At 40.6% G+C, this 24,984-nt stretch carries 19 protein-coding genes; 13 read left to right on the top strand and 6 right to left on the bottom strand.

What is annotated here, in order from left to right; all coding sequences use genetic code 11:
* Positions 1 to 8 precede the first annotated feature (8 nt).
* Genes LZF87_RS03660 through LZF87_RS03650 form a run of 3 tightly spaced genes read right to left on the bottom strand, consistent with a single transcriptional unit; the run spans position 9 to position 4,123 of the window.
* Entirely contained in the window at positions 9 to 2,309 is a 2,301-nt protein-coding gene (locus tag LZF87_RS03660) for a penicillin-binding protein 1A (RefSeq protein ID WP_244341881.1), read from the bottom strand.
* Position 2,310: 1 nt separating this feature from the next.
* Complete coding sequence (locus LZF87_RS03655; RefSeq protein WP_244341880.1) at positions 2,311 to 2,802, bottom strand: gliding motility lipoprotein GldH; 492 nt, start codon at positions 2,800 to 2,802, stop codon at positions 2,311 to 2,313.
* Complete coding sequence (locus LZF87_RS03650; protein WP_244341879.1) at positions 2,786 to 4,123, bottom strand: PSP1 domain-containing protein; 1,338 nt, start codon at positions 4,121 to 4,123, stop codon at positions 2,786 to 2,788. Before LZF87_RS03650 ends, LZF87_RS03655 begins: the two co-directional genes overlap by 17 nt.
* Before the next feature lie 417 nt (positions 4,124 to 4,540).
* On the opposite strand from LZF87_RS03650, the gene LZF87_RS03645 reads away from it, so the two are divergent.
* The 5 genes from LZF87_RS03645 to LZF87_RS03625 all read left to right on the top strand — a co-directional run bounded on the left by LZF87_RS03645 (position 4,541) and on the right by LZF87_RS03625 (position 10,471).
* Entirely contained in the window at positions 4,541 to 5,884 is a 1,344-nt protein-coding gene (locus LZF87_RS03645; protein WP_244341878.1) for a TolC family protein, read from the top strand.
* An 11-nt stretch (positions 5,885 to 5,895) separates the two neighbouring features.
* Positions 5,896 to 6,960 carry an HlyD family secretion protein gene (locus tag LZF87_RS03640; protein WP_244341877.1) on the top strand — a complete coding sequence of 355 codons (1,065 nt, stop codon included), beginning with the start codon at positions 5,896 to 5,898 and terminating at the stop codon, positions 6,958 to 6,960.
* A 3-nt stretch (positions 6,961 to 6,963) separates the two neighbouring features.
* A complete protein-coding gene (locus LZF87_RS03635; RefSeq protein ID WP_244341876.1) occupies positions 6,964 to 8,532 on the top strand; it encodes an MFS transporter in 1,569 nt (522 codons plus the stop codon).
* 63 nt (positions 8,533 to 8,595) lie between these two features.
* Complete coding sequence (locus LZF87_RS03630) at positions 8,596 to 9,297, top strand: potassium channel family protein (RefSeq protein WP_244341875.1); 702 nt, start codon at positions 8,596 to 8,598, stop codon at positions 9,295 to 9,297.
* Positions 9,298 to 9,343: 46 nt separating this feature from the next.
* Positions 9,344 to 10,471: an AI-2E family transporter gene (locus LZF87_RS03625; RefSeq protein ID WP_244341874.1), complete on the top strand. Its 1,128-nt coding sequence runs from the start codon at positions 9,344 to 9,346 to the stop codon at positions 10,469 to 10,471.
* A 96-nt stretch (positions 10,472 to 10,567) separates the two neighbouring features.
* Here the strand turns inward: LZF87_RS03625 and LZF87_RS03620 are convergent, their stop codons facing one another.
* From LZF87_RS03620 to LZF87_RS03610, 3 genes are read right to left on the bottom strand one after another with little or no spacing between them, the layout of a single operon-like run.
* Positions 10,568 to 10,798 carry a ferredoxin gene (locus LZF87_RS03620; protein ID WP_244341873.1) on the bottom strand — a complete coding sequence of 77 codons (231 nt, stop codon included), beginning with the start codon at positions 10,796 to 10,798 and terminating at the stop codon, positions 10,568 to 10,570.
* Complete coding sequence (locus LZF87_RS03615; RefSeq protein WP_244341872.1) at positions 10,798 to 12,039, bottom strand: peptidase U32 family protein; 1,242 nt, start codon at positions 12,037 to 12,039, stop codon at positions 10,798 to 10,800. The genes LZF87_RS03620 and LZF87_RS03615 overlap by 1 nt, the downstream gene beginning before the upstream one ends.
* Positions 12,039 to 13,424 (bottom strand): rhodanese-related sulfurtransferase, encoded by a 1,386-nt coding sequence (locus LZF87_RS03610; RefSeq protein WP_244341871.1) that lies wholly within the window; start codon positions 13,422 to 13,424, stop codon positions 12,039 to 12,041. The genes LZF87_RS03615 and LZF87_RS03610 overlap by 1 nt, the downstream gene beginning before the upstream one ends.
* Positions 13,425 to 13,683: 259 nt before the next feature.
* Here LZF87_RS03610 and cax point away from each other — a divergent pair, with 259 nt between their 5' ends.
* The 8 genes from cax (at position 13,684) to LZF87_RS03570 (ending at position 24,962) form a co-directional block, all read left to right on the top strand.
* Positions 13,684 to 14,787, top strand: a complete 1,104-nt coding sequence (cax, locus tag LZF87_RS03605) for a calcium/proton exchanger (RefSeq protein WP_244341870.1) — start codon at positions 13,684 to 13,686, stop codon at positions 14,785 to 14,787.
* A 244-nt stretch (positions 14,788 to 15,031) separates the two neighbouring features.
* Positions 15,032 to 16,273, top strand: a complete 1,242-nt coding sequence (locus LZF87_RS03600; protein ID WP_244341869.1) for an efflux RND transporter periplasmic adaptor subunit — start codon at positions 15,032 to 15,034, stop codon at positions 16,271 to 16,273.
* 2 nt (positions 16,274 to 16,275) lie between these two features.
* The gene (locus tag LZF87_RS03595) at positions 16,276 to 19,440 is read left to right on the top strand and encodes an efflux RND transporter permease subunit (RefSeq protein WP_244341868.1); all 3,165 of its coding nucleotides are present in this window, start codon (positions 16,276 to 16,278) and stop codon (positions 19,438 to 19,440) included.
* Entirely contained in the window at positions 19,433 to 20,800 is a 1,368-nt protein-coding gene (locus LZF87_RS03590) for an efflux transporter outer membrane subunit (RefSeq protein WP_244341867.1), read from the top strand. The genes LZF87_RS03595 and LZF87_RS03590 overlap by 8 nt, the downstream gene beginning before the upstream one ends.
* Positions 20,801 to 21,106: 306 nt before the next feature.
* Positions 21,107 to 22,111, top strand: coding sequence for a recombinase RecA (gene recA, locus LZF87_RS03585; protein ID WP_244341866.1), 1,005 nt, complete (start codon positions 21,107 to 21,109; stop codon positions 22,109 to 22,111).
* A 93-nt stretch (positions 22,112 to 22,204) separates the two neighbouring features.
* Positions 22,205 to 22,621 carry a hypothetical protein gene (locus LZF87_RS03580; protein ID WP_244341865.1) on the top strand — a complete coding sequence of 139 codons (417 nt, stop codon included), beginning with the start codon at positions 22,205 to 22,207 and terminating at the stop codon, positions 22,619 to 22,621.
* Between the two features lie 14 nt (positions 22,622 to 22,635).
* Positions 22,636 to 23,181, top strand: coding sequence for an RNA polymerase sigma factor (locus tag LZF87_RS03575; protein WP_244341864.1), 546 nt, complete (start codon positions 22,636 to 22,638; stop codon positions 23,179 to 23,181).
* Positions 23,178 to 24,962, top strand: a complete 1,785-nt coding sequence (locus tag LZF87_RS03570) for an outer membrane beta-barrel protein (protein ID WP_244341863.1) — start codon at positions 23,178 to 23,180, stop codon at positions 24,960 to 24,962. The genes LZF87_RS03575 and LZF87_RS03570 overlap by 4 nt, the downstream gene beginning before the upstream one ends.
* Positions 24,963 to 24,984: the final 22 nt, after the last annotated feature.

Here is a 24,984-nt window from a genome sequence, read left to right as displayed (position 1 = left end):
TTTCCTATTTAGAAATCGAATTCTTCGGTTTGTGTATCTTCCTCGACGGCAAGACTGTCTACAACCACTTTCCTAGGCACATAACAATCTACTTTAATGGCGAAGTTTTCAGGTTTTTCGAACGGTTTCTGTGAAACATCCAGACTTGCATCCTCGTAACATTTCTTCATGAATATTCCCCAAATAGGTAAAGCCATCGTGGCTCCCTGTCCCATATTGGTTTGTTCGAAATGGGCAGATCGATCCTCATTTCCGACCCATACTCCGGCACATAAATTAGGCACCATACCGATAAACCATCCATCTGAATTGTTTTGGGACGTTCCTGTTTTACCGGCTATTGGGTTTCTTAAATTATATGGAACCCCTGTAACTCTTGCCGATTCCGGCGCGCTTCCCCAACGTAAGCGGGAACCAGTTCCATATTCGGTAACTCCTTCCATTAGTTTGATCACGGTATAAGCAACGTCTTTACTCATCACGTCTCGGGATTCCGGCACCGGTTCATATAAGACCACTCCGTTTTTATCCACGATTTTCACAATCACCTGTGGCTTCATATACACACCCTGATTAGCGAATGTACTGAACGCAGCCACCATTTCCTCTACTGTAATATCTACTGCTCCTAAGGCAATAGAAGGCTGAACAGGGATTTCAGAGCTAACTCCCAATTTCTTGGTCATGTCTACCACCGCTTCCGGCCCTACTTTATCAATCAGTTTAGCAGAAACCGTGTTGATGGAATTGGCCAGCGCCGATTTCAGATTCACCATTCCGCGATAATTACCGGTTGAGTTTTTAGGTGACCAATCGGCATCGATGTTATAACGTCCTTTTGGCATTGTAAATGGCGAATCAACTATGGAATCACAAGGAGACATCTTCAACTGTTCTATAGCCGTGGCATATAAAAACGGTTTGAAAGTTGAACCAACCTGTCTAGCTCCCTGACCAACGTGGTCGTATTGGAAATGTTTGTAATTGATTCCTCCAACCCAGGCCTTAACATGACCGGTTTGAGGCTCCATCGCCATCATTCCTGTCTGAAGGAAATGCTTGTAATATAAGATGGAATCACGAGGTGTTAACAATGTATCTTTCTCTCCTTTCCATGTGAATACCTGCATTTTTGTCGGAACATCGAATGATTTCATGATTTTGTTCTCATCGAAACCTTTCTCGCTCATAATACGCCAACGCTCAGAATTTTTCATGGAACGTTCCATGATCTTTTTTGTTTCATCCGGCGTAATACCAGTAAAAGGAGCATTCGGATTATCCTTCTGTCTTTTGTTGAATTCCTGTTGCAGGTTAGCTAAGTGTTCTGTAGCTGCCTCTTCAGCATATTGCTGCATTCTGGAATCGATCGTGGTATAGATTTTCAATCCATCACGGTAAATATCATATTCGCCATCACCGTCCTTCTTTGGATTCTCTTTTACCCACTTTTTCATGAAGTCGCGTAAGTACTCTCTGAAATACGTAGCACTTCCTTCGATATGACTTTCCGGAGTAAATTTTAAAACGATAGGCTGCGCCTGGTAAAACTCTTTTCGTTCTTTGGTCAGGAACTTGTTTTTTTCCATCTGATGCAATACCACATTTCGTCTGTCGGTCACTTTCTGAAGGCGACGCACCGGATTGAACAACGATGGGTTTTTCAACATTCCCACGAACATTGCCGCTTCATCCACGGTTAAATCTTTTGGTTCTTTCCCGAAATATACTTTGGACGCCGAACGGATTCCCACCGCAGTATTTACGAAATCGACCGTGTTTAAATAGTGGGCAATAATTTCCTGCTTGGTATATTGTCTTTCCAATTTGGTGGCGATAATCCACTCCTTAGCTTTTTGAATGATACGGAACGGGAGGAACTTAGACCCTTCGCCGTGGAAAAGGTTTTTTGCCAACTGCTGGGTTAACGTACTTGCTCCTCCGCTGCGCCCTAAACTCAGGGCCGCACGTAATGTACCTTTTGTATCAATACCGGAATGCTCATAAAAACGCTCGTCCTCGGTAGCCACCAAAGCTTTCACCAAATGATCCGGCAATTCGGCGAATTTAACCGGCGTTCTGTTTTCAAGATAAAATTTACCAATGGTTACCCCATCGGAAGAGATGATTTCCGTGGCTACATTAGAGTTTGGATTTTCCAACTCATCAAACGAAGGCATCGAGCCGAAAAGTCCCCAGGATGCAAACAGGAAAAATAAAATCGCTCCGCCAAAACAGTAAATAAACAGTTTCCAGAATTTCTTTACATACGGAGAAAAATCTTCTTTTTTATTATTGATTTGAGCCATTTTAATTCGTTTTTTCTATTCTAAAACCTACTTCCGAAACACCCTGCAATTGTTCAACACCGGATACTTTTCCGGTTTCGCGAACAGCCTGCTGAATGCTTACCACATACTTCCCGGCTTTAGGAAACCTTGCATTTTCCTTATACCAGAGTTTGCTCTCTTTTACATCGGAAAACCCTTCCCCCATCAGCGTACCATCCGGATTAGCCATTTGATACTCTAACGTATCCACCTTGGTTACTCCATCCGGTTGCAGCATGGAAACGATAAGGAACAAATTACTGTATGGGTAATCATTATTGTTTCTGATGTTTACAAACATATTATAATCCTGGATCGTGTCCTTCTGCTCAAAAGCAAACGACACCTTCTGTTTTTTATGCCAGGAACCGTCTATTTCACGGTATTCATCAAAAACCCTTTTTTTGTCACAGGAAAAAAGCGACAGTGACAAGGCAAATCCAAAAATTAAAAATCTATTGTTTTGAATCATTTTTATCGTTCGATGGTTTATTTCTATTTGGTCGCGGTCTGCGGTTATTATTTCTTGGTTGTCCTTCGGAAGCAGGCTTGTTTTGTCCACCCTGTCCTTCAGAAGCCGGTTTATTTGGCTTTTCCGGTGCCCCTTTTTGTCTTTCAGGTACTACTTTTTGTCTCTCAGTTGTTCCTTTTGGCTTTTCGGTATCAGCCGCTTGACGTTTCTTGTTTGGACGTTTCTTTTTCTTAGGCTGATCAAAACGTGTCAAACTATCCTGTCCTACAGCATTTTGGAAGTTTTTCTCTTCTTCCACAATCGTCTCAACAGTATAATCCTCGAGTGCCGCAATACGTTTCTTCTCTTTGTTTAATGCCACGATTTCTTTAACCTGATCTATCTTTAAAACGTGCCATTGTGCAAAATTATTGGTATAGGCAAACCACATCAAACCTTTGAATATGTCAACCTTCTGACAAAGCGCATCGCCTTTTTCGGTATACAACTTGGTCTCCATATCCGGAAAACCTTTCAGAGCATCCAGATAAGTATCCAATTCGTAATTCAGACAGCATTTTAACTTACCACACTGACCGGCCAGTTTCTGCGGGTTCAATGATAACTGCTGATAGCGCGCCGCAGAAGTATTTACGCTTCTAAAATCGGTTAACCATGTGGAACAGCACAATTCGCGTCCGCACGAACCAATTCCACCCAAACGGGATGCTTCCTGACGGAAACCAACCTGTTTCATCTCGATTCGCGTATTGAATTCTTTAGCAAAATCCTTGATTAACTGACGAAAATCGACGCGGTCATTTGCCGTATAGTAGAACGTAGCTTTAGAACCGTCACCTTGGAACTCAATATCCGAGATTTTCATTTCCAGTTTTAGACTGATTGCCAATTCACGTGCGCGGACTTTCATCGGCTCTTCCCTGTCACGGGCATCACTCCAGATATCAATGTCTTTTTGGGATGCTTTTCTGTAGATTTTAGGAACCTCACCTTCGTGATTAACCCCTTTTTTCTTCATTTGCACCTTTACCAGTTCTCCGGTCAAGCTAACAATCCCAATGTCGTGGCCAGGGGACATCTCCGTGGCAACGATATCACCGATACCCAAAGTCAATTTTTCGGTATTGCGGTAAAATTCTTTGCGCCCGTTTTTAAAACGAACCTCAACACAGTCAAAAGGCTCCTGACCACCCGGAAGTGTCATATTGGAAAGCCAATCGAATACGGTTAATTTGTTGCAGCTATCGGTGCCGCAAGTCCCATTATTTTTACACCCCTTCGGCGCACTGCCATCGGAGGTTGAACAACTGTTACATGCCATAATTTGAATATATATTGATCGTCGGCCTCAAGCCAGACTACTTATTCGTAAATTGATTTTGTGTGTAAAGATAGTATTTTTTTATTTTGCGATGGACGGTTTAACTTTAAGTCCGAATTCTTCATAAATTGAGCATCGGCACAATTTAATTTTTGTTCGAAATCAACAAATCGGAAACTTAAAAATAACCGATTGTACTCTTCTATGTAAACCTCTGAACCCCATCTGTTTTATGTTTTTCCCGTTCAAAAGCAATTTATGACTGTCCAATGGCATCCGAAAATAATTTTAACGAGTAACCGAAGGTTTTTATTGTTAAATTATTTATATTTGATAACCAAGATATTAACATAATTACCCGTGTTTTTATTCTGATTCCTGAAAGCGATTTGTTATTAATATTTAAAACAATAATAATTGATAACTATTACCCTCTTACAACGCTTCAAATATGCCTTTCTGCTACTGATTGTCGCATTATTCGGCATGGAAAAAGGATACGGTCAGAACGACTCCTTAACAAACGTGCAAAGCATAACTTTAGAGGAAGCCTTAAAACTTGGTATTGAGAACAACAAGCAAATAAAAATTGCCAATACCGACGTTGCCATTGCCAATGAAAATGTCAGTCAGACAAAAATGGCGAAGATGCCGCTTGTCGGACTGAATATGAACTATAATCACATCGGTAATCCAAAAATATATGAGGGATTCTATGAAAAAAGCCTCACGGTAGATTACTTCGATTATCAGGCTTCTGCAAACATATTGGCCAGCATGCCCATATATACAGGAAACCTCATCAACAACAGGATAAGCAAACAGGAATTAATCCGAGAGCTACAGGAAGCCACTGTTAAAATGACGGAAGCAGAAATTAAACTGGCCATAGTACAGCAATATTTCACCCTTGAAAAACTTTACCGCCAGATTGAAGTCACCAAACAAAATATCATAAACACTAACCTGCGAATCAAACAACTACAATCGCGGGTGGCCAACGGACAAAACCTAAAAAGTGATCTATTACGAACCGAATTACAACAATCAAGATTTGAAGTTTCCGTGTTTGAAGACACTAACAACATCAAACTGGTCAGCAACTATCTAGATATTTTGATTGGTATTCCGACTGACACCGTACTAAAACCTGAAATGGCCGAAACCACAATTCCCAAGGAAGAACGGGATATTCAACAATGCCTGGCCGAAGCTTATGAGAACCGATATGAAATCAAACAATCGGAATTAAACGTGAAACTTTCCGAATCCAACCTCAGCATCACAAAAAGTGGATACTTACCCAATCTATACGCCGGTGCAATGCTCAATACCCAGTACCCAGCCCAATGGCCAGATTATCCAAACATCCTCAATTTCTGGACAGCAGGTCTATCGTTAAATTGGGATATTTCCAGTTTTTACAATCTGAAACATCAGGTGAGCGGTGACAAATTGGATATTGACCGAAGCAAAACGATTCTAGATGTGACCAAAGACCAAATTGACAAGGAAGTAAAAACCGTTTTTGTGAAGTATGTTGAAAGTCAAAAAAACATATCGACCTATAAAAAAGATGTGGAATTATCGGAGAGCAACTACAGAATCGTAAAAAGCCGCTACGACAATGACTTTGCCTTGATTAGCGATATGGTTGATGCCGAATTACAATTAAACGGCGCTAAAATTTCACTCATCAATGCCAATCTCGACTTGATCATTCAATATTACTCCCTGCAATATGCCATGGGAAAACTATAAACGAAGATGCTATGAGCCAGGAAAACCAAAACCCCGAAGCAGTTCAAAAATCAGAACGAAAAAGAAATACCATTCTGACCATCCTTTCTTTTGCTTTTCTGCTGGGAGGTGTTTTGTGGATATTGAGTCTGTTTTTTGACTTCAGCCAAAATGAAACCACCAACAACGCTCAGGTGGAATCCTATATGAACAATATTGCAGCCCGGGCGAGCGGACATATAAAAGAAATCCGTTTCGAGGCCAACCAGCCTGTGCATAAAGGCGATACACTGATTATTCTTGATGACCAAGAATACCAAATAAAAGTGAGACAGGCCGAAGCCGATTTAGCCATAGCCGAAGGAAATCTTCATTCTTTGGAACAAGCCATAATTACATCGACATCCAATCAGGCCGCTGCCAAGGAAAAATTGGCCGGCGATATGGCCGATCTGGAAAAAGCCAGAAAAGATTATCAGCGTTTTGAAAAAATGTTTGCCGATTCGGCTGTGACGAGAAACCAATACGATCAGGTACTGGCCAAGATGAAATCTACCGAAGCTTATCTGAAAGCAGGTCAAAACGAATTGTTGGCCAGCAGTTCCATTACCCAGCAAAGCAAAACCAATCTGGAAGCCGCAAAAGCAACTGTAGCCGGCAAAAAAGCCAATTTGGATAACGCAAAACTGCAATTATCATACACGGTCATAAAAGCTCCAATAGATGGTTTTGTGGGCGAAAGGGAACTTTCCGTAGGCGATTTGGTAAGTACAAATCAGGTAATCGCCTCCATTGTACTGAAACACAAACTATGGGTGACCGCCAACTTCAAAGAAACTCAGGTGGAGCGGATAAAAATAGGGCAACCGGTTACGATTACCATAGATGCGCTGGACGATAAAGAATTTAAAGGAAAAGTGGTCGGATTTTCGCCGGCCACCGGAGCCAAATTTTCGATGGTGGAACCGGATAATTCCACTGGTAATTTCGTGAAAATCACCCAACGCATTCCGGTAAAAATTGAATTTGAAGCCAGCCCTCAGGAACTCGAGCCCGTAAAACCCGGCATGAATGCAACTGTTGAAGTAGAAAAATAAGCGATGGTTAAGATAAAAAAAGGAAGCGTTTTCATTCTTATCGGGCTATATGTCCTGACCATTCCTTTTTTTAATACACTTAATATTACTGCTTACGATAATTCTCAAATTCTGGGTCATTTCGGAGAATCAACAACGGCTTTTACCTATTCGAGTTACATTCCGGTTTTTGCCATGTTGGCCTTTTTACCGTTAGGGATACGAATCGCCAAACAGCTTCCCCTTCGCACGATGGTTTTATCCGTCAGTTTTCTGGCGATACTATTCAATACCGCTTCACTATATACGACTTCCATCGGATGGTTCACGGTTTGGCGTTCGCTTTTATCCATCATTTCAATTGTCGGGATATTTGCGACCATGATTCCTATCATCCTAAAATACAATCCGGCGTTCAATATGGCCATCATGTACGGAATCATGCAATTCATCCTTCAGGGGAGCCAGCACATCTATAAATACCTTGGCACGAGCTTTACCAGTTTACACGATTGGACCTTTAGTGTTTACTTTCTAAATGCCAATTTTTTCATCGGCATTATTCTGGCCTGGATTTTTTACCGAAAAGATATTGCTCCGATGAAAGGCGTTTTCCAATTCGACTGGAGAGGCTGGTTCCTGATGATTTTATTGTTTACCGATATTCTTTTCCTGTGCGCCGAAGGACAAACCCGAAATTGGTTTCAGGATCCCAAAATAGCTTCTGCCGTTGCTTTTGGACTTATCATAATCGGAGTATACATCCTTCATACCCGTTTTACCGAAGATCCGCTGATTGACCCTGACGTATTCAAATACTCCAATGTGGCAATAGGCTCGTTTCTGTTTTTCTATATTGGAGCCATTAATGGCACAGGGAGCGTTGTTTCGGGATTCATGGGCAATGTGCTTGGCTTCGATCCTTTGTATGAAGCCCGGACCCATTTATCCATGCTGATCGGTATTTTCATAGCGATTCCATTAACAACCTATCTTTTATACAAAAAAATTTACATCGGTACAGTTTGGATTATGGGATTCACCTGCTACGGCCTATACCACATGATACTCTTCTTCAGGTTTTACCCCGAAATAAGTCCTTCCGATTTTATGGAACCTTTTGTTATCAAAGGATTGGCAATCGGGTTTCTGTATCCAACCTCATCGCTTTATTTAGCGGAAGGGATCCCTAAAAAATTAGGCGATTCCCGAATGATGAGCGGTGTCATTTGCCGTGTTGTTCTGGCCGTATTGCTGGGAAGTGCCATCTTGGGAACGATGATTAGCAACGCGAATATTCATCATAAAACAGGCCTAAGTCAGCAGTTATCCCCTACAAATCAGTTAGCTGAAGATCAGTTAATTCAAACAAAAAACGTATATTTACACAAAGGCTTGTCCGAAACAGAAGCGCAAAAAATGGCCGAGAAGAGTCTTTCCAACCAAACTTCCCAAGCTGCTATTTTACTTGCTTATAAAGATGTTTATCTGGTATTGTCTGCCATTTGTTTTTTACCGGTTCTGATTATTTTGCTTTTCCGATTGGGAAGAAGGCCGCTCGGAAGAGTTGAAGTCGAGCCTATACCCATTTAAGTGCAACTCGTTCTTTTTGTTTTTTTCAATTACTGATTGACTTCCATTTAAAAATAAAACCTTATGGTCAAAGCAAAACAATATCGATTATTCAATCACTTGTGGGACAAAGAAGACGGGCTTTTAAGCATGCTGGTTTTGCTTTTCATCATGCACTTTCTTTTTATTCCGTTGTTTGGAAGCTATTCCTTTTTAAAGTTAGCCATGCAGATTTTCTGGGTGCTCTTTCTTTTGTCGGGTATTTTTGCATTGGAGACCACTAAAAAGCAAGCCAAACTGATTTCCATTATTCCTGTTTTGTTTGTAGTTGTTGGCTGGATCAGTCTTTTCAATACCAGTAATTTCATTGTGGTTGCCGACTTCATCCTTTCGATTGCAGCCCTTTTGCTGCTTATCATATTAGTTCTCATAAAAGTATTCGAACCCGGGCCTGTAACTATTTTCCGTGTAGTGGGATCGGTGGTGGTTTATATGCTGATGGCCAACCTCTGGTCTATTATTTATTTATATATATTTCAAGATATTGAAGGGGCATTTCAGATTACCCTGCCTCCATTTGAACGAAACAGTCTGGAAGCCAATTTTTTGTATTTCAGTTATATCACAATCACCACTACAGGTTATGGTGAAATCCTTCCACTGCATCCGATAGCGCGCTCCATGGTACAGATGGAAGCAATTTTTGGCGTGTTGTATCCTGTTATTCTGATCGGACGTCTGGTATCGGACAGTAATACCCCTGATCTCAGAAAAAACAAAACCTGACAATTCAACTTTTATCCGATTCACTAACTTATAAAAACCAAAGGGCATGAAAAACAATTCCGATTTTAATAGCAAAACGCTATTCGACATCATCCTGCAATTGGGAATGATATTCCTTATCATGGGATTCTGTATTAGGCTATTACTCCCTTTTACAATGCCTATCCTCTGGGCAATCATCTTTGCCATTATAATACATCCCTTATATAATTTTGTCCAGAAAAAATTAAAGGGACGCAGAGGTCTGGCTTCATTTTTAATAATAACGGTCATATTGCTCCTTATCATTGTGCCTACTGTTACTTTTTTTAATTCAGTTGTTGGCAGCATTATTGACGTAAAAGACCAAATGGAAGCCGGAACATTAAAAATAGACACTCCGGCCGAAAAGATGAAGGATTGGCCTATTATCGGAGACAAAATATACAACTTCTTGAATGCGGCATCTGTTAATATTGAAAAAGCCGTTACGGACTACAAAGAACAAATTGTGGAGGTTTCCAAAATAGTATTGGGAAGCATTGTTAGTTCCGGACTGACGTTCCTTCAAATCATCCTTTCGCTTATTATCGCCGGATTCCTGATGACGTCCAAAAGCTCTCAGGATCTAGCCACAGATTTAATTATGAGAGTCGCCGGACCCAAAAAAGGAGAAGAAATTGTAGATATAACTGTTTCTACAGTATATCAGGTGGTGAAAGGAATTTTAGGAGTAGCGGTAATACAAACCATCATCCAGGCCTTTGGATTGTTTCTCTGTGGTGTCCCTTTTGCGGGAGTCCTGACTCTGATCTGTCTGATATTATCCATTTTACAAATCGGCCCTATCATCATTAATATCGGGGTAATCATTTACCTTTTTTCAAGCGGCGACAGTACTACTACAGCTATTTTATGGTCAATATTTTTCGCGGTTAGCGGCTTATCCGACAATGTGTTGAAACCACTGCTTTTAGGCAAAGGAGCCTCCGTTCCCGTACTGGTTATTTTCCTTGGTGTTATTGGCGGGTTCATGATGTCCGGGTTTATCGGTTTATTTGTGGGTCCAATCGTATTTTCCATTGGCTACCGATTGTTTGATGCCTGGATGCATGAAGGAAAAGTAGTTACAAAAGAGAATACAAACGTGAGTTCATCAGTTCCTGGAGAATCACATGAAGGGGTTGAGCTCTGATTCTGAATTTTTAAAATAAGTAAATCTATAACATAAAAAACCTGCCCAGTATTTATACAGGACAGGTTTTATAATTTGTATCGCGGCATTTTTGTCTCAAACTTCCTTTACCGAAATTATTTTCACAGGGCAGGCTTTTTCTGCCAGTTCACAATTTTCAACGATAGAATGATCAGGCGATTTTAAAGTATGGAATCCTTTGGTATCAACTGATTTCAGCAACACAGTTTTCCCGTCTTTTTTAGACATCTGAAACTGCGCCGGAGCCATTTCCACACAATAATTACAACCGATGCATTTGTCTCTTTGTAATGTGATGATGACCATTAGTTCTCTACAATTTTATACATCTTGTCCGACAAACGGATACGGAACGGAACTTTCAGCGTACAACTGTCGCCTTTGGTTGCCTTTTCGGAATCCTGATCGTTTACCAGCATTTCTTCTAAAACCAGTTCCTGAGCTCCCGTGCTTGGGCCTGTAATCAGAAGTTTATCGCCTTTTTTGATATCGTAAGCCTCTATTTTGAACTCGGCCACACCCGATTTCGGAAAATAATGCATTCCTTTACCAACATATACCTTTTTCTGAGTGGCGCTCGAACCCGGATTGTCTGACCATTCTCCTAATTTTTGTCCCAAGTAATAACCCGACCAAAATCCGCGGTTATACACAGTCGACAAATCTTCCATCCAAGTGTTTATCTTTTCTTTGGTAAACGTCCCCTCGTAATAGGCATCGATGGCTTCCCTGTAGGTTCTCACTACGGTTGCCACATAATCCGCAGCTCTTCCACGTCCTTCGATTTTCAGTACTTTGATGCCCGAATCAATTACCTGATCCAGAAAATCAATCGTACATAAATCTTTAGGCGACATCATGTATTCGTTATCGATTTCAATTTCAAATCCGCTTTCCTGATCGATAACCGTATATTTTTTACGGCAATTTTGTTTGCACGCCCCTCGGTTTGCAGACGAATTATGCGAATGCAGGCTCAGGTAACATTTCCCTGAAACTGCCATGCACAGAGCTCCGTGTCCGAATATTTCAATTTCCACCAGATTCCCTGATGGTCCTTTGATCTGTTCCCTTTCGATTTCATCGGTAATTTTCTTTACTTGACGCAAACTCAGTTCCCGAGACAATACGATAGTGTCGGCAAACAGACTGTAGAATTTTACGGTTTCAATGTTCGTAACATTCAACTGGGTCGAAATATGCACCTCAATCCCCATCGTTTTTGCCGTCATGATAACCGCCTGGTCCGAAGCAATCACCGCTGTTATTCCTGATTCCTTGGCTTTGGTAAGCAATGTTTTCACAACCGACAAATCGTGATCATAAATGATCGTATTTAAAGTCAGATAGGTTCTGACGTTTTTTTCGTTACAACGGCGGGCAATTTCCGGTAAATCATCCATTACGAAATTTACCGTGGCACGCGCACGCATATTCAGCTGCTCCACTCCAAAATAAATGGAATCACAACCATTGTCCAAAGCGGCCTGCATCGATTCGAAATTTCCTGCCGGCGCCATTAGTTCAATTCTTCCGGAAGTGGTCATTAGCTGATAATTTTAAATAATTTATCGGATAATCTCACTCGGAACGGCACTGCAAATGTCACTTTATCACCCGGTTTTGCCTCGGATGCTTCAGTTCCGTTAACGAACATTTTATCTAAAACCAGTTCTTCGTTACCTGTTGTTGGTCCGGAAATCAAAACTTTGTCCCCAAGATTCAACTCCTGATTTTCGATAATGAAAAGCCCGATCTGTGCTTTTACGTAGTAATGTTCAACTTTACCAAGTAACGTCTTTTTTATTTTTATTTTCTGACGGATGGTTTTCGGTTTTTGCTTCGCCAGTTCGCTAACGGTCGGGTCAGCTTTAGCCAAAGGAGTATCGGTTAACTCGCCTGATTTCTTGAATTTCAGCGATTCTGATTTTCCTTTTCGGAAGACTTTGTTCCCCACCTGTGCCCCTCTTCTGCGTTTAATCTGTTCCACTAGAGGCAAATGCGTAATTTCCAAACATTCTGTCGAACAACAGTTGTCCATCGCTTCTTTACATTCATCACACTGGATAAATAACAAGTGGCAGGCATCATTTTCGCAGTTCGTATGGTTGTCGCAAGGTTTTCCACACTGGTGGCATTGCGAAACGATATCTTCGGTGATACGTTCTCCCAAACGGTGGTCGAACACGAAGTTCTTACCTATGAATTTGCTTTCCAGACCTTCTTCCTTAATCTGTTTGGCGTAATTGATGATACCGCCTTCCAACTGAAAAACGTTTTTAAATCCCTGATGTTTGAAATAAGCCGAAGCCTTCTCACATCGGATTCCTCCTGTACAGTACATTACCAGATTTTTATCTTCTTTGAAGTCTTTCAACTGTTCGTTTATAATCGGAAGCGATTCACGGAAGGTTTCCACATCCGGGGTAATCGCGCCTTTGAAATGACCTACTTCACTTTCGTAATGGTTTCGGAAATCCACCACGATTGTATTCGGATCATCCAAAATTGCATTAAACTCTTTTGCTCTTAAGTGAACCCCTTTATTGGTTACGTCGAACGTTTCGTCATTTAAACCGTCGGCCACAATTTTGTGACGTACTTTTACTGTTAATTTTAAAAACGAATGATCATCGTGCTCCACAGCTACATTAAGACGGATGCCTTGCATGAAATCATAAGCTTCCAGAGTATCACGGAAGGCTTCAAGATTTTCGGCCGGAACCGACATTTGTGCGTTGATACCTTCTTTGGCTACATAAGTACGGCCCAAAGCATCAAGCTTGTTCCATTCAATAAATAAATCGTCTCTGATTTTTTTCGGATCTTCAATGTGCGCATAGGCATAGAAAGACAACGTAAGGCGTTGTTTTCCGGCTTGATCGATAAGCTCGGCTCTTTCTTCTGCGCTTAAGGTGTTATACAGTTGCATGCTATAAACTTTAAGTGAGAAATTATGTTATGAATTCTAAATGGAAGAATTCGGGTGCAAAAATAATCATTTTAAAATAATTTCAAAACGAATTGATTATCAATTACTTAAAAAAACAGACTCAAAAGACTTCAGGATTCATTTATTGAGAAATTTCAAACCGGTGTTTTTCAACGATAAAAAATGCCTGATATAAGAATAATCTTCTACTTCTGAATTATTTATTTATCTTTATTAGATTAAATACCAGTCTCTTAAAATGAGAAAACACTTAAAACCCTCTGTTTTTTGGCTCTTCATTTTTATTCCGATAACGATTATATTGGAAAAAACAGGCGTGGAAGATTCTCTCGTTTTCTTTGCCTCGGCACTTTCCATTATTCCCATAGCAAAACTGATTGGTGAGTCGACAGAAAATCTGGCCCATTATACCGGAGACGCCATTGGCGGTCTTTTAAATGCCACATTCGGCAACGCACCGGAATTAATCATCGCTGTCATTGCACTGCATGCCGGCCTACATGAAATGGTCCTAGCCTCCCTGGCAGGAGCAATCCTAGCTAATTTACTACTAGCCACTGGTGTTGCTTTTTTCATTGGAGGAATAAAATACCACAGTCAGGAATATAACCCCGCCACAATACATACCTACAATTCCATGATGTTTTTGGCGGTATGCAGCATGCTTATCCCCAGTGCCTTTAATCGATTTTTCATCGTCGAACTAGGCGATCTCTATAAAGAAAATCAGAGCAGCCTCAACATATTTCTTGCCATCGGTCTGTTGGTCGCGTATGTCGCTTATCTTTTTTTTATGATTAAAACACACCCTGACCTGTTTAAAAGCATAAATAAAAATACTGACAATCGAATGGGTGAAGAACACGAACCCTGGAGTAAAGAAAAAGCCATCGGTGCCCTTATTGCTGCCTCAGTTACAGCAGCATTTATGAGCGAAATATTGGTGGGCGCTGCAGAAGGAACCGGAAAAGAACTGGGCATGACTTCAGCCTTTATCGGAATTGTGTTTGTGGCTGTAATTGGTGGTGCTGCAGAAAGTCTCTCAGCCATTGCCATGGGAGCCAAAAACAAAGTGGACCTTACTATAGGGATAGCTCTTGGCAGCTCCATACAGATTGCCCTGTTTATAGCTCCCCTGCTTATATTACTGAGTTTTTTTATTGGACCAGAACCAATGTATTTAAACTTCAACCGGGCAGAAACGGGAGCTTTGTTTATGGCAGTCATACTTACTACGGTTATCTCCAATGACGGAAAATCAAATTGGTATAAAGGAATACAGATGATCACATTGTACATGCTTATTGCCCTGCTGTTTTATTTCATACCGGAACAAACATAACTCAAGTTCATAAAAACAATTGTAATAGTTTGAATTAAGTAAAAGGTTGTACATCGAAAATAAAATGTAATTATCTCAAAAACAGCTGAATTAATGTAAGATTTTTTATATTTGTATGAAAGCATACCAACTATTTTTTAAGAATTCACGGTGCCGCCAGTGGCATTTTTTAAAGTTATTGCCCCAATCACGTTTAAATTATTTCCAGGACTTAATTGTTTGTTTCAATTAAATTCCGAAAAGCATGCAACGTTATCAAATAATTGGCACTCAGGAAATGCCAAATTGGAAAGAAATAAGAATCGGCTATTATATAATTTTTAAAAAGGAAACCAAGATGAATGCTCTAAAAAAATCAAAAATCGTGTTGATACTGTTCTTCTTATCATGCATATGGATTTCCTGCAAGAAAGAAGAAAAAGTTATCCCTCCTATAAAAGTCCCATATGTAGTCGTTGAAAAAAGTGATGTCCCGGTTTTCAGGGAATATCCCGCACAGACATTTGGAGATTTAGACGTTGATCTAGTAGCGAGGGTGGACGGCATCTTGCAGGGCATCCATTTTAAAGAGGGTGACAGGGTACGAAAAGGACAGTTGTTATATACGATTGATCCTATCGAATATGACACAAAGGTTGAGCGTGAAAAAGGACAAGTAGCCGCCTTTAATAGCAACTACGTAAATGCAGAGGAAGAATTAAAAAGAATAAAACCTTTGGCCGAAATGAATGCGGTAAGTAAAAGAGAACTCGACGCCGCCATTGCCAGAGTAAAAACTACAAAATCCAGCCTTGCAAGTGCCCAAGCCAGTTTGAGAAACCAACAAATAGAACGAGGCTACTGTAACATTTACGCTCCCGTTGATGGTGTTATCGGAATAAGCAACGCCCGAATAGGTGATTATATTTCAAGAATAGGAAATACTGCACATTTGAACACCGTTTCCAGATTAAACGAAGTGCGTGTTCGTTTCGCTGTCAGTGAAGCTTCTTTTTTACAATATCAGAAAAAATTCGGAAGAACACAACCCACCCTAACCGATTTGGAATTGATCCTATCTGACGGAAGCACTTATGCCTACAAAGGAAAAATGAATTTTTCCGATGCCAAAGTCGATCCCACGACGGGAACCGTAACCTTCGAAGCCCAATTCCCTAATCCGGAAGGAATCATACGTGCCGGACAATTTGTAAAAATCCGTATTGTGGTAACGACTCAAAAAGACGCTGTTGTTATTCCGCAAAAAGCAGTTACAGAAATGCAGGGCATTTATCAGATTTATGCCATTGACCAGACCAAGAAAATTCAGGTAAAAGTGGTAGAAGTAGGTGAAAAAATAGGAACAGACTGGATCATATCCAAAGGACTGGAATCGGGTGACCGTGTAGCCATAGTAGGTACCTTATTTGTTCAGCCCGGCTCGGTTGTTGAACCCGTCCCATTTGCTGAAAGCAGTGAAAAAAATGTCTCAAATCAAACCGAATAATTATGGATCATTTTTTCGTAAGGAGGCCCATTGTCGCCATTGTGCTCTCCATTTTAATCGTAATTATCGGATTTCTCTCATTAAGGTCCACTCCTGTCTCTAAATTCCCGGACATTGCCCCGCCTATCATCAACATAAACGGAAGTTATAGGGGAGCTAATGCCATCAATGTAGAGCAGGCAGTTGCCACGCCGATAGAGCAAAAAGTAAATGGGGTGGAAAACATGCTCTACATGCAATCCACCAATGCGGGGGACGGTAACATGGGGCTTTCCGTTACATTTGATATTGGAACCAATTTGGATGTAGCCACTATGCTTACCCAAAACAGGGTTTCGGAGGCCACCCCTAAATTACCACAAGACGTAAGAACCACAGGGGTTTCCACCAAAAAATCGCTATTGGTTCCCATGCTTCTGATTTCATTGCATTCACCAAACAACACATACAACGCTGACTTTCTAAACAATTACGCTACCATCAATGTTGTAGACCCTTTGGCTCGTATTAAAGGAGTTGGAGAGGTACTGCTTTACGGAGGAAGTAATTACGCCATGCGTGTATGGATAAAACCGGATGTGCTGGCCAAATATGACATGACCGCACTGGATGTACTGAATGCCATTCAGGAGCAAAATGCAATTGCGCCCGGAGGTAAATTCGGAGGTCCTCCGGCAAAAAACGGAAACGAATTCACTTATAACGTAATGTTAAGTGACCGATTAGTCACACAGGAGGATTTTGAAAACATCATCGTCAAATCGAATATAAAAAACCAGCAAATCCGACTAAAAGATGTGGCCACGGTTTCGCTGGGAACTGAAAATTATTTCACCCAGGCCAGATTAAACGGCAAACCAGCTGGTGTTATCGGTATCAAACAAATGCCGGGATCCAATGCTTTGGAAGTAGCTGAAAATGTGAAAAAGACCATTGCACAATTAAGCGAAAAATTCCCGAACGATTTGAAATACGACGTTTCCTTGGATACCACTTTGGCTGTTTCTGAAGGGATTAATGAAATTGTTCACACGCTTTTTGAAGCCGTAATTTTGGTAATTCTCGTGGTATTCATCTTCCTTCAGAACTGGAAAGCGACTTTAATTCCGTTGATTACCGTGCCCGTTTCATTAATAGGGGTATTTATGTTCTTCCCGCTTTTAGGGTTTTCAGTAAATGTGCTATCACTCTTAGGTCTGGTACTGGCAATTGGGATCGTAGTTGACGACGCCATTGTTGTTGTGGAGGCGGTCATGCACCACATTGAACACGGAAAGACACCGAGGGAAGCCACCAATCAGGCCATGAAAGAAGTGGCCGGACCTGTAATTGCAATTGCCATTGTCCTTACGGCAGTATTCATACCTGTAGCATTGACTCCCGGAATTACGGGACGACTGTACCAACAGTTTGCCATCACCATTGCGATATCGGTTATTTTGTCTGCCATCAATGCCTTAACATTGAGTCCGGCTTTATGTGCATTGTTGCTTAAACCCGCCAAGGAACAAAAAGGCTGGCTAGCCCGATTTTTTGCTGGCTTTAACCGAGTATTTGATTCTGTCACTAATAAATACACCGGATTGGCAGGCTATCTGATTAAAAAAACCATGCGAAGCCTAATCTTCATCGGAATAGTTGTTGGCGTCATAGTTATTTTAGGAAAAAAAGTCCCAACCGGATTCGTTCCCGAGGAAGATGAAGGATACTTCTATATCAATGTTGAATTGCCTTCTGCCTCTTCATTGGAAAGAACGAGTGACGTCTGTAAAAAAGTAGAACAAATCCTTGCACAGGATAAAAACATCGAATTCTACACCACTAATGCCGGATTCAGTTTGCTGAAAAATTCCAATGCCACAAGTAATGCATTGATTTTCATTTCTCCGGTAGAATGGAGTCACAGAGACAAAAACGTGGCACAGATCATGAAGGAATTGAATGCCAAATTCCTAACACAAATCACAGATGCTACGGTCTTCGCCTTCGGTCCTCCGCCTATTGCAGGTATCGGAAATGCAGCCGGTTTTACCATGATGTTACAAGACAAAGGAGGAAATACTCCGCAATACCTGGCCGAGAATACCAAGAATTTTATGGATGCCGCCAAAAAACATCCGGAAATTGGTACCATCCGAACCACATTTAATGCCAATGTTCCTCAGATACGTCTGGAAATTGACAGAGACAAAGTAAAGGAGCTGAACCTTTCCCTAGCGGATGTTAACACTACCGTCGGAGCCAATTTGGGAGGACAGTACATCAACGAATTCAACCGATACGGCCGTCAGTACATCGTTTTGATTCAAGGGGTTCCAGATGAATTCATCAATCCTACGGATATCAGTAAAATTTTTATAAAATCGAAGGATGGCAACATGGTTCCGCTGTCTTCCATTGCGACAATCAAACGTGAAACCGGTCCCGAATTCACCAACCGATTCAATTTATACCGTTCGGCTGAAATTGGGGGAACGCCGGCTCCCGGATATAGTTCGTCTCAGGCATTAAAAGCGCTGGAAGAAACAGCCAAAGAAATCCTGCCTCAAAGTATGGGCTATGAATGGTCGGCCATGAGTTTTCAGGAAAAGGCAGCCGAAGGAAAAGGAAATGTCGTATTCATAATGGCCTTGGTCTTCGTGTTCCTGATTCTTGCCGCACAGTATGAAAGCTGGAAACTCCCATTCAGCGTTTTGCTGGGAACTCCGTTTGCCGTATTTGGGGCGTTCCTGGGATTGTTCCTCTGCAAACTGTTCAGTCCGGACTATGTAAACAACGTTTTTGCGCAAATCGGGCTGGTATTGCTCATCGGACTGGCGGCTAAAAATGCCATTCTGATTGTCGAATTTGCCAAAGCCGAATACGAAAAAGGGGTTCCGTTACTGGAGTCTGCATTAACGGCTGCTAAATTACGATTCCGACCTATTCTTATGACCGCGTTTGCCTTCATTTTAGGAGTAGTTCCATTATTAACGGCATCCGGTGCTGGTGCACAGGCACGTAAAGTAATGGGAACGGCGGTGTTTAGCGGAATGTTGGTCGCCACAGTATTGGGAGTGTGTTTTATCCCTGTACTTTTCGTATTCATAGAAAGTTTCGGGAAAAAGAAAGAAGAAGCCATTCCGCCTGAAAATAATAGTGAACCAAATTCCACAAGCCATGAGTAAGAGATTTAAAATAGGTATTGTCGTTTTAGGACTGGCACTGCTTCCGATGGGTTGTATGGTAGGTCCGAAATATTCAAGACCCGAGGAACAAAAAGCCGATCGGTATCAAAATACAGAAATCCCCATAGACACTGCCAAATCAGTTGTCAATCTGAAATGGTTTGATGTTTTCGACGACGATGTTCTTGAAGGGCTTATCAACAAAGGCATCGAAAACAATTACGACCTGAAAATAGCACTGGCCCGATTGGAACGTGCCCGGGCTGAATTAGGCTATTCGAAAGCCGATTTACTCCCTTCATTCTATTACAGCGGTACCGTAAACGCCAATAAGGACGCTTTCATCCCGTCTAATGTGGGTGCGAATATGAATTGGGAATTAGACTTCTGGGGTAAAGTACGCCACGAAAACAAAGCATTGAACGCCGAATTATTAGCCACCGATGAAGCCCGAAAAGTAATATTGACAGGGATTATCAGCAATATAGCCATTTCCTATTTTCAGTTAAGGGATCTCGACAATCAATTGGATATTACAAAGAAAACCTTAATTGCCAGACAAGAATCGTTCAACATTATTAACGAACGATTTATGAAAGGTTATACATCGGAAGTGGACAAAGTTCAGATTGAACAGCAGGTAGCCATTGCCGAAGCCGGAATTCCGCGTATCGAAAGACAAATCACTTTTTTGGAAAACGTTATTTCCGTTTTAATCGGACAGGTTCCAGGAAGAATTGAACGAGGCAAAGCCAACTACGATCAAAGGATTCTAGTCGACATACCGCTTTCACTCCCTTCAAAACTGCTCGAAAACCGACCGGACATCAGAGAAGCAGAATTACGTTATATGGCCGCCAACGAGAGAATCGGAGTAGCACAAGCCATGCGATACCCGTCTTTCAACATTGCGGCGATGGCCGGTTTTGCCAATTCTGAATTAAGCGACCTGTTCTTAAGCAGCTCCTACTTGCAGAATGCTTCCGCAGGTGTGGTTGGTCCGATATTTAATTTCGGAAAAAACAAACGCAGGGTAGAAATCTTCAGACAGGAAGCCGAACAATCCAAGTTCTTTTATCAGAAAATCTATCTGATAGCCGTTTCCGAAGTGGAGCAGTCGCTAAAAGATGTGAAAACGTATAAAGAAGAATGGCAGGCACGCAACAAACAAGTGATGGCGGCCAGAAAGAATCTTGAATTATCCAATGCCAGATATTACAATGGTTATGTTTCCTACCTTGAAGTACTGGATGTTCAACGAAATTTATATGAAGCCGAATTGGAACTTTCAAGACTGACTCAACAGCAATTAAGCGCTACAGTAGACTTATACAGAGCTTTAGGTGGTGGATGGAATTAATAGACGATTCTAAAAAAAACCTAAAGCAGACACCGGCCGCAAATTCACAAAAAGCCAATCGGCTAAATTTGTGAATTTGCGGCTAAGCTATTTTTATAAGAATACTCAAAAATAAAATGTAGTAAAATACTTTTCCGAAAAACAGCCGTAGTTTACCCTTTTAACAATTTAAAAACTACAATGTTATCGGGTTTTGAATGACGCTTCACCAGTAAGTATCAGCCTCTGCTGTTTTTTGAATCGGTATTGATAACATCTTATTTGAAACTTAAAAAAAAACATTATTTTTAGCAAAAATTATAGACCATGAGTTCAGAGAAAGAAGCCAAATTAAAAGCCTTACAATTAACTTTAGACAAGTTGGACAAAACCTACGGAAAAGGAACCGTAATGAAGTTGGGAGATGCCGCAGTGGAAGAAGTAGAAACCATTTCATCCGGTTCTCTTGGTGTGGATTTAGCCTTAGGGGTAAACGGATATCCGCGCGGAAGAATCATCGAAATTTACGGTCCGGAATCTTCAGGTAAAACAACATTAACCTTACACGCCATTGCTGAAGCTCAGAAAACGGGAGGAATCGCCGCGTTTATCGATGCGGAACACGCTTTCGATCGTTTTTATGCCCAGAAATTAGGAGTAGACATCGACAACCTGATCATTTCACAACCGGATAACGGGGAACAAGCTTTGGAAATTGCTGAAAACCTAATCCGTTCGGGAGCTATTGATCTGGTAGTAATCGACTCGGTTGCCGCTTTAACACCAAAAAGTGAAATCGAAGGTGAAATGGGTGATTCTAAAATGGGACTACACGCCCGCTTGATGTCACAGGCCTTACGAAAATTAACAGGTACCATCAACAAAACGAATTGTACTGTTTTCTTCATCAACCAGTTGCGTGAAAAAATCGGGGTAATGTTCGGAAATCCGGAAACCACTACCGGAGGTAATGCCTTGAAGTTTTATGCTTCGGTGCGTATTGACATCCGTAAATCGACCCAAATCAAAGACGGGGAAAATGTATTGGGGAACCGCACCAAAGTGAAAATTGTAAAAAACAAAGTTGCGCCACCGTTCCGTACGGCCGAATTCGACATCATGTATGGTGAAGGTATTTCAAAAACAGGAGAAGTTTTAGACTTGGCTGTGGAATTTGAAATCATCAAGAAAAGTGGTTCATGGTTCAGTTATGGAGACACTAAATTGGGTCAGGGACGTGATGCTGTAAAAGCTTTAATTAAGGATAATCCGGAATTAATGGATGAACTGGAGCAAAAAATTAAAGAGTTGATCAAAATCAACAACAACTAAATATAAAAATCCCGAAAAATTTTCGGGATTTTTGTTTTTCACACGCAACCTTTTAGACTCTATTTCATCTTAATAGCAACAACAACCTTTTAAATGAGAAATATTTTTTTATTACTTCTGATTCCTTTTCTTTATTTATCCTGCAGTAAAGAGTCGGAGACAGAAACTGTAACGTATGAATTGTTGCCGGTGAGCGAAGTGAACTTGCCTACTATTTTTAGAATTAACAAAGAAAGCAATATCAAAATAAAATTCCTTCAACCAACGGAATGTCACTCTTTTAATAAAATTTATTTCGAAAAAGACGGTTCCATAAGAACCATTGCAGTTGAATCAATTGTTTCCAAAGATTCTGAAGGAGGTTGTACTTCCTTACAAAACGGAAATATGACAACGCAGACTTTAAAATTTAATCCGGATCAAACGGGAGAATGCACATTAAAATTTTGGAAAGGAAAAAACAGTAACGGGGTCGATTTGTTCTTGACTTATACCATTTTTGTCGAATAAATTACAGTATCACATTGGGGTTAGAACAAATCATATATAACTGTCAAAAAAAGGATACGGCCGCGCAAGAGCAGCTGTACAGACTCCTTGCCCCCAAACTGTTTGGTGTCAGTTTAAAATATTCCAGAAATTACACTGAAGCCGAAGATAATTTGCAAGACGGATTTATATTGATTTTCGAAAAAATAAACAAGTTTGAATTTAAAGGTTCTTTTGAAGGCTGGGCTAAAAGAGTACTGATCAATCACATTTTGCAAAAATACCGCACAGAAGGCATTTTTGAAATTGTACATGAGAACATTCCTGACTCACCTGATGTAGAGATAGAAGAAGATTCACTCACCATGGATTTTCTGGTTTCCATAATCCAAAAGCTCCCTGACCGATACCGCCTTGTTTTCAATCTATATGTAGTTGACGATTATTCACACAAAGAGATAGCCGAAATGCTTAAGATAACCGTCGGAACATCCAAATCCAATCTGGCCCGGGCCCGAATGATTTTAAAAGACAAAATTGAATCGCATCACGCAAATAAAAAATTCTCATTCATAAAATGAGCGAATTAAATAACATAGACCGCCTTTTTAAAGAAAAATTCAAGGACTTTGAAGTGACTCCTTCCGATAGGGTATGGGAGAACATTCAGCCTAGCATCAATACTGGTAAAAAAGAAATCAAGCCTCTTTCATCATGGATCAGATTATGCAGTTATGTCGCCTTCGTTTTAATTGGGTTTTCTCTTGCCACAACCTTTGTTGCAGGACCTTTCGGCATTATGAATACTGCAGACAAAGCAACGGACGACAAATCAGCACTTGGAAACAATACGGAAACCAAAAGGAATATTTCTAAAAACACCATCGTTAAATCCGACTCATTCGAAAATACTGCAAATAAAAACAATACTGTTGTTCATAATGAAGAGAAAGCCGGTATTACCAATTCTAAAGATTCAGACAAAACGCATTTCAATGGAAATAACAAAAACGCTGTTGGTTCCGAAGACCTCTATCTAAATGACCGATTAAATGGCGCACATCCTTCTCGTTCAAAAACAAAAGATAAATCGGATAAAAACAGAATTGCGGTTTCTGAAACCTTATCAGAAAACAGTACCAATTCTTCTTTAGCTTTGAACACATCAAAAGCCACAACTGACAAGGACCATAAATTAAGTTCAACAGATAAGCACAACGTCATTAAGCAAGGCCCAATCACTAACCCGGAGGGGAAAAATATTTTGGTTGCAGCTAACGAAAATCCTTCTCAAGTTAACAGTATACAGGAAACAGATTTAAATGATGTAAATAACAATGATGCTGATTTTGACCCTTACATCAACACTTCTAAAGTGGCCTATGAAGCAGGCACCAAATACGTTCAGAAGAAAGAAGCTGCAACTTATAATACTGCAGCAATAACATTATCCGCGGAGACAAAAGAGAACACAAAAGTAGCGGTTGCCAATACCAACGCTAAATCTGGAATTGACAGCAAATCAAGCACCAGCTTTAAAGAAAATACTATCATAAAATCAGATTCTCTGGCGGCAAAACAAAACAAAATTGCCGAAAGCGCGAAGACTAAGAAAAAGACGGAAGAAAAAGATTCCAAAGACCAAACAGAGAAAAAATCCAAATGGGTCGTAAGCACCAATTTTTCACCTATCTATATGAATCTGAATGGTTCGAGATCTTCTTTGGATGCTAAATTCGATGAAAATTCCAAAAGCTACCAAACCAGCATGAGTTATGGTGCCGGACTAAAATACGAATTGAATAAAAAATGGTCCGTACGAACAGGGGTGAATGTTCTCAATATTGAATACAGCACCAATGATATCACCTACTATCGCTCTTCTGAAGGTTCCGGTTTAGAACATGTAAATGAAAACGGTAACGGATCCGGTCTTGTTATTGAAAACCCTAGTCCGAAAAGCATTGCCCATGACGAAAACGGCATTGTTACGACGCGTTACAGCGGTAATTTAAACCACAAAATAAATTATGTAGAAGTTCCTGTTGAACTTACTTATAAAATTTTAGATAGAAAATTTGGGATTGATGTAATCGGAGGAGTGAGCTCCTTTTTACTGAATGACAACAAAGTTTCGGTAGTTTCATCTGACACCAGTCTTATTATTGGCGAAGCAAACAATCTTAACAAATTACATTTCAGTACCAATATCGGATTGGGATTACATTACAGTTTCATGAGAAATCTTCATGCAAACGTTGAACCCATGCTAAAATACCAGATCAACACATACGACAATAACGCTGGAAATTTCAAGCCTTATTTTATGGGGATCTACAGCGGTATAAGTTATCGTTTTTAAGTTAAAGTTAGTTTAGTTAAGT

This window comes from Flavobacterium enshiense, from assembly GCF_022836875.1.
GTDB classification, from domain to species: domain Bacteria; phylum Bacteroidota; class Bacteroidia; order Flavobacteriales; family Flavobacteriaceae; genus Flavobacterium; species Flavobacterium enshiense_A.
This window is presented reverse-complemented; position numbering and strand designations above follow the sequence as displayed.

Coding starts and splice junctions, on each gene's coding strand:
- LZF87_RS03660 (WP_244341881.1), bottom strand. CDS start 2,309: ATGGCTCAAATCAATAATAAAAAAGAAGATTTTTCTCCGTATGTAAAG.
- LZF87_RS03655 (WP_244341880.1), bottom strand. CDS start 2,802: ATGATTCAAAACAATAGATTTTTAATTTTTGGATTTGCCTTGTCACTG.
- LZF87_RS03650 (WP_244341879.1), bottom strand. CDS start 4,123: ATGGCATGTAACAGTTGTTCAACCTCCGATGGCAGTGCGCCGAAGGGG.
- LZF87_RS03640 (WP_244341877.1), top strand. CDS start 5,896: ATGAGCCAGGAAAACCAAAACCCCGAAGCAGTTCAAAAATCAGAACGA.
- LZF87_RS03635 (WP_244341876.1), top strand. CDS start 6,964: ATGGTTAAGATAAAAAAAGGAAGCGTTTTCATTCTTATCGGGCTATAT.
- LZF87_RS03630 (WP_244341875.1), top strand. CDS start 8,596: ATGGTCAAAGCAAAACAATATCGATTATTCAATCACTTGTGGGACAAA.
- LZF87_RS03625 (WP_244341874.1), top strand. CDS start 9,344: ATGAAAAACAATTCCGATTTTAATAGCAAAACGCTATTCGACATCATC.
- LZF87_RS03620 (WP_244341873.1), bottom strand. CDS start 10,798: ATGGTCATCATCACATTACAAAGAGACAAATGCATCGGTTGTAATTAT.
- LZF87_RS03615 (WP_244341872.1), bottom strand. CDS start 12,039: ATGACCACTTCCGGAAGAATTGAACTAATGGCGCCGGCAGGAAATTTC.
- LZF87_RS03610 (WP_244341871.1), bottom strand. CDS start 13,424: ATGCAACTGTATAACACCTTAAGCGCAGAAGAAAGAGCCGAGCTTATC.
- cax (WP_244341870.1), top strand. CDS start 13,684: ATGAGAAAACACTTAAAACCCTCTGTTTTTTGGCTCTTCATTTTTATT.
- LZF87_RS03600 (WP_244341869.1), top strand. CDS start 15,032: ATGCAACGTTATCAAATAATTGGCACTCAGGAAATGCCAAATTGGAAA.
- LZF87_RS03595 (WP_244341868.1), top strand. CDS start 16,276: ATGGATCATTTTTTCGTAAGGAGGCCCATTGTCGCCATTGTGCTCTCC.
- LZF87_RS03590 (WP_244341867.1), top strand. CDS start 19,433: ATGAGTAAGAGATTTAAAATAGGTATTGTCGTTTTAGGACTGGCACTG.
- recA (WP_244341866.1), top strand. CDS start 21,107: ATGAGTTCAGAGAAAGAAGCCAAATTAAAAGCCTTACAATTAACTTTA.
- LZF87_RS03580 (WP_244341865.1), top strand. CDS start 22,205: ATGAGAAATATTTTTTTATTACTTCTGATTCCTTTTCTTTATTTATCC.
- LZF87_RS03570 (WP_244341863.1), top strand. CDS start 23,178: ATGAGCGAATTAAATAACATAGACCGCCTTTTTAAAGAAAAATTCAAG.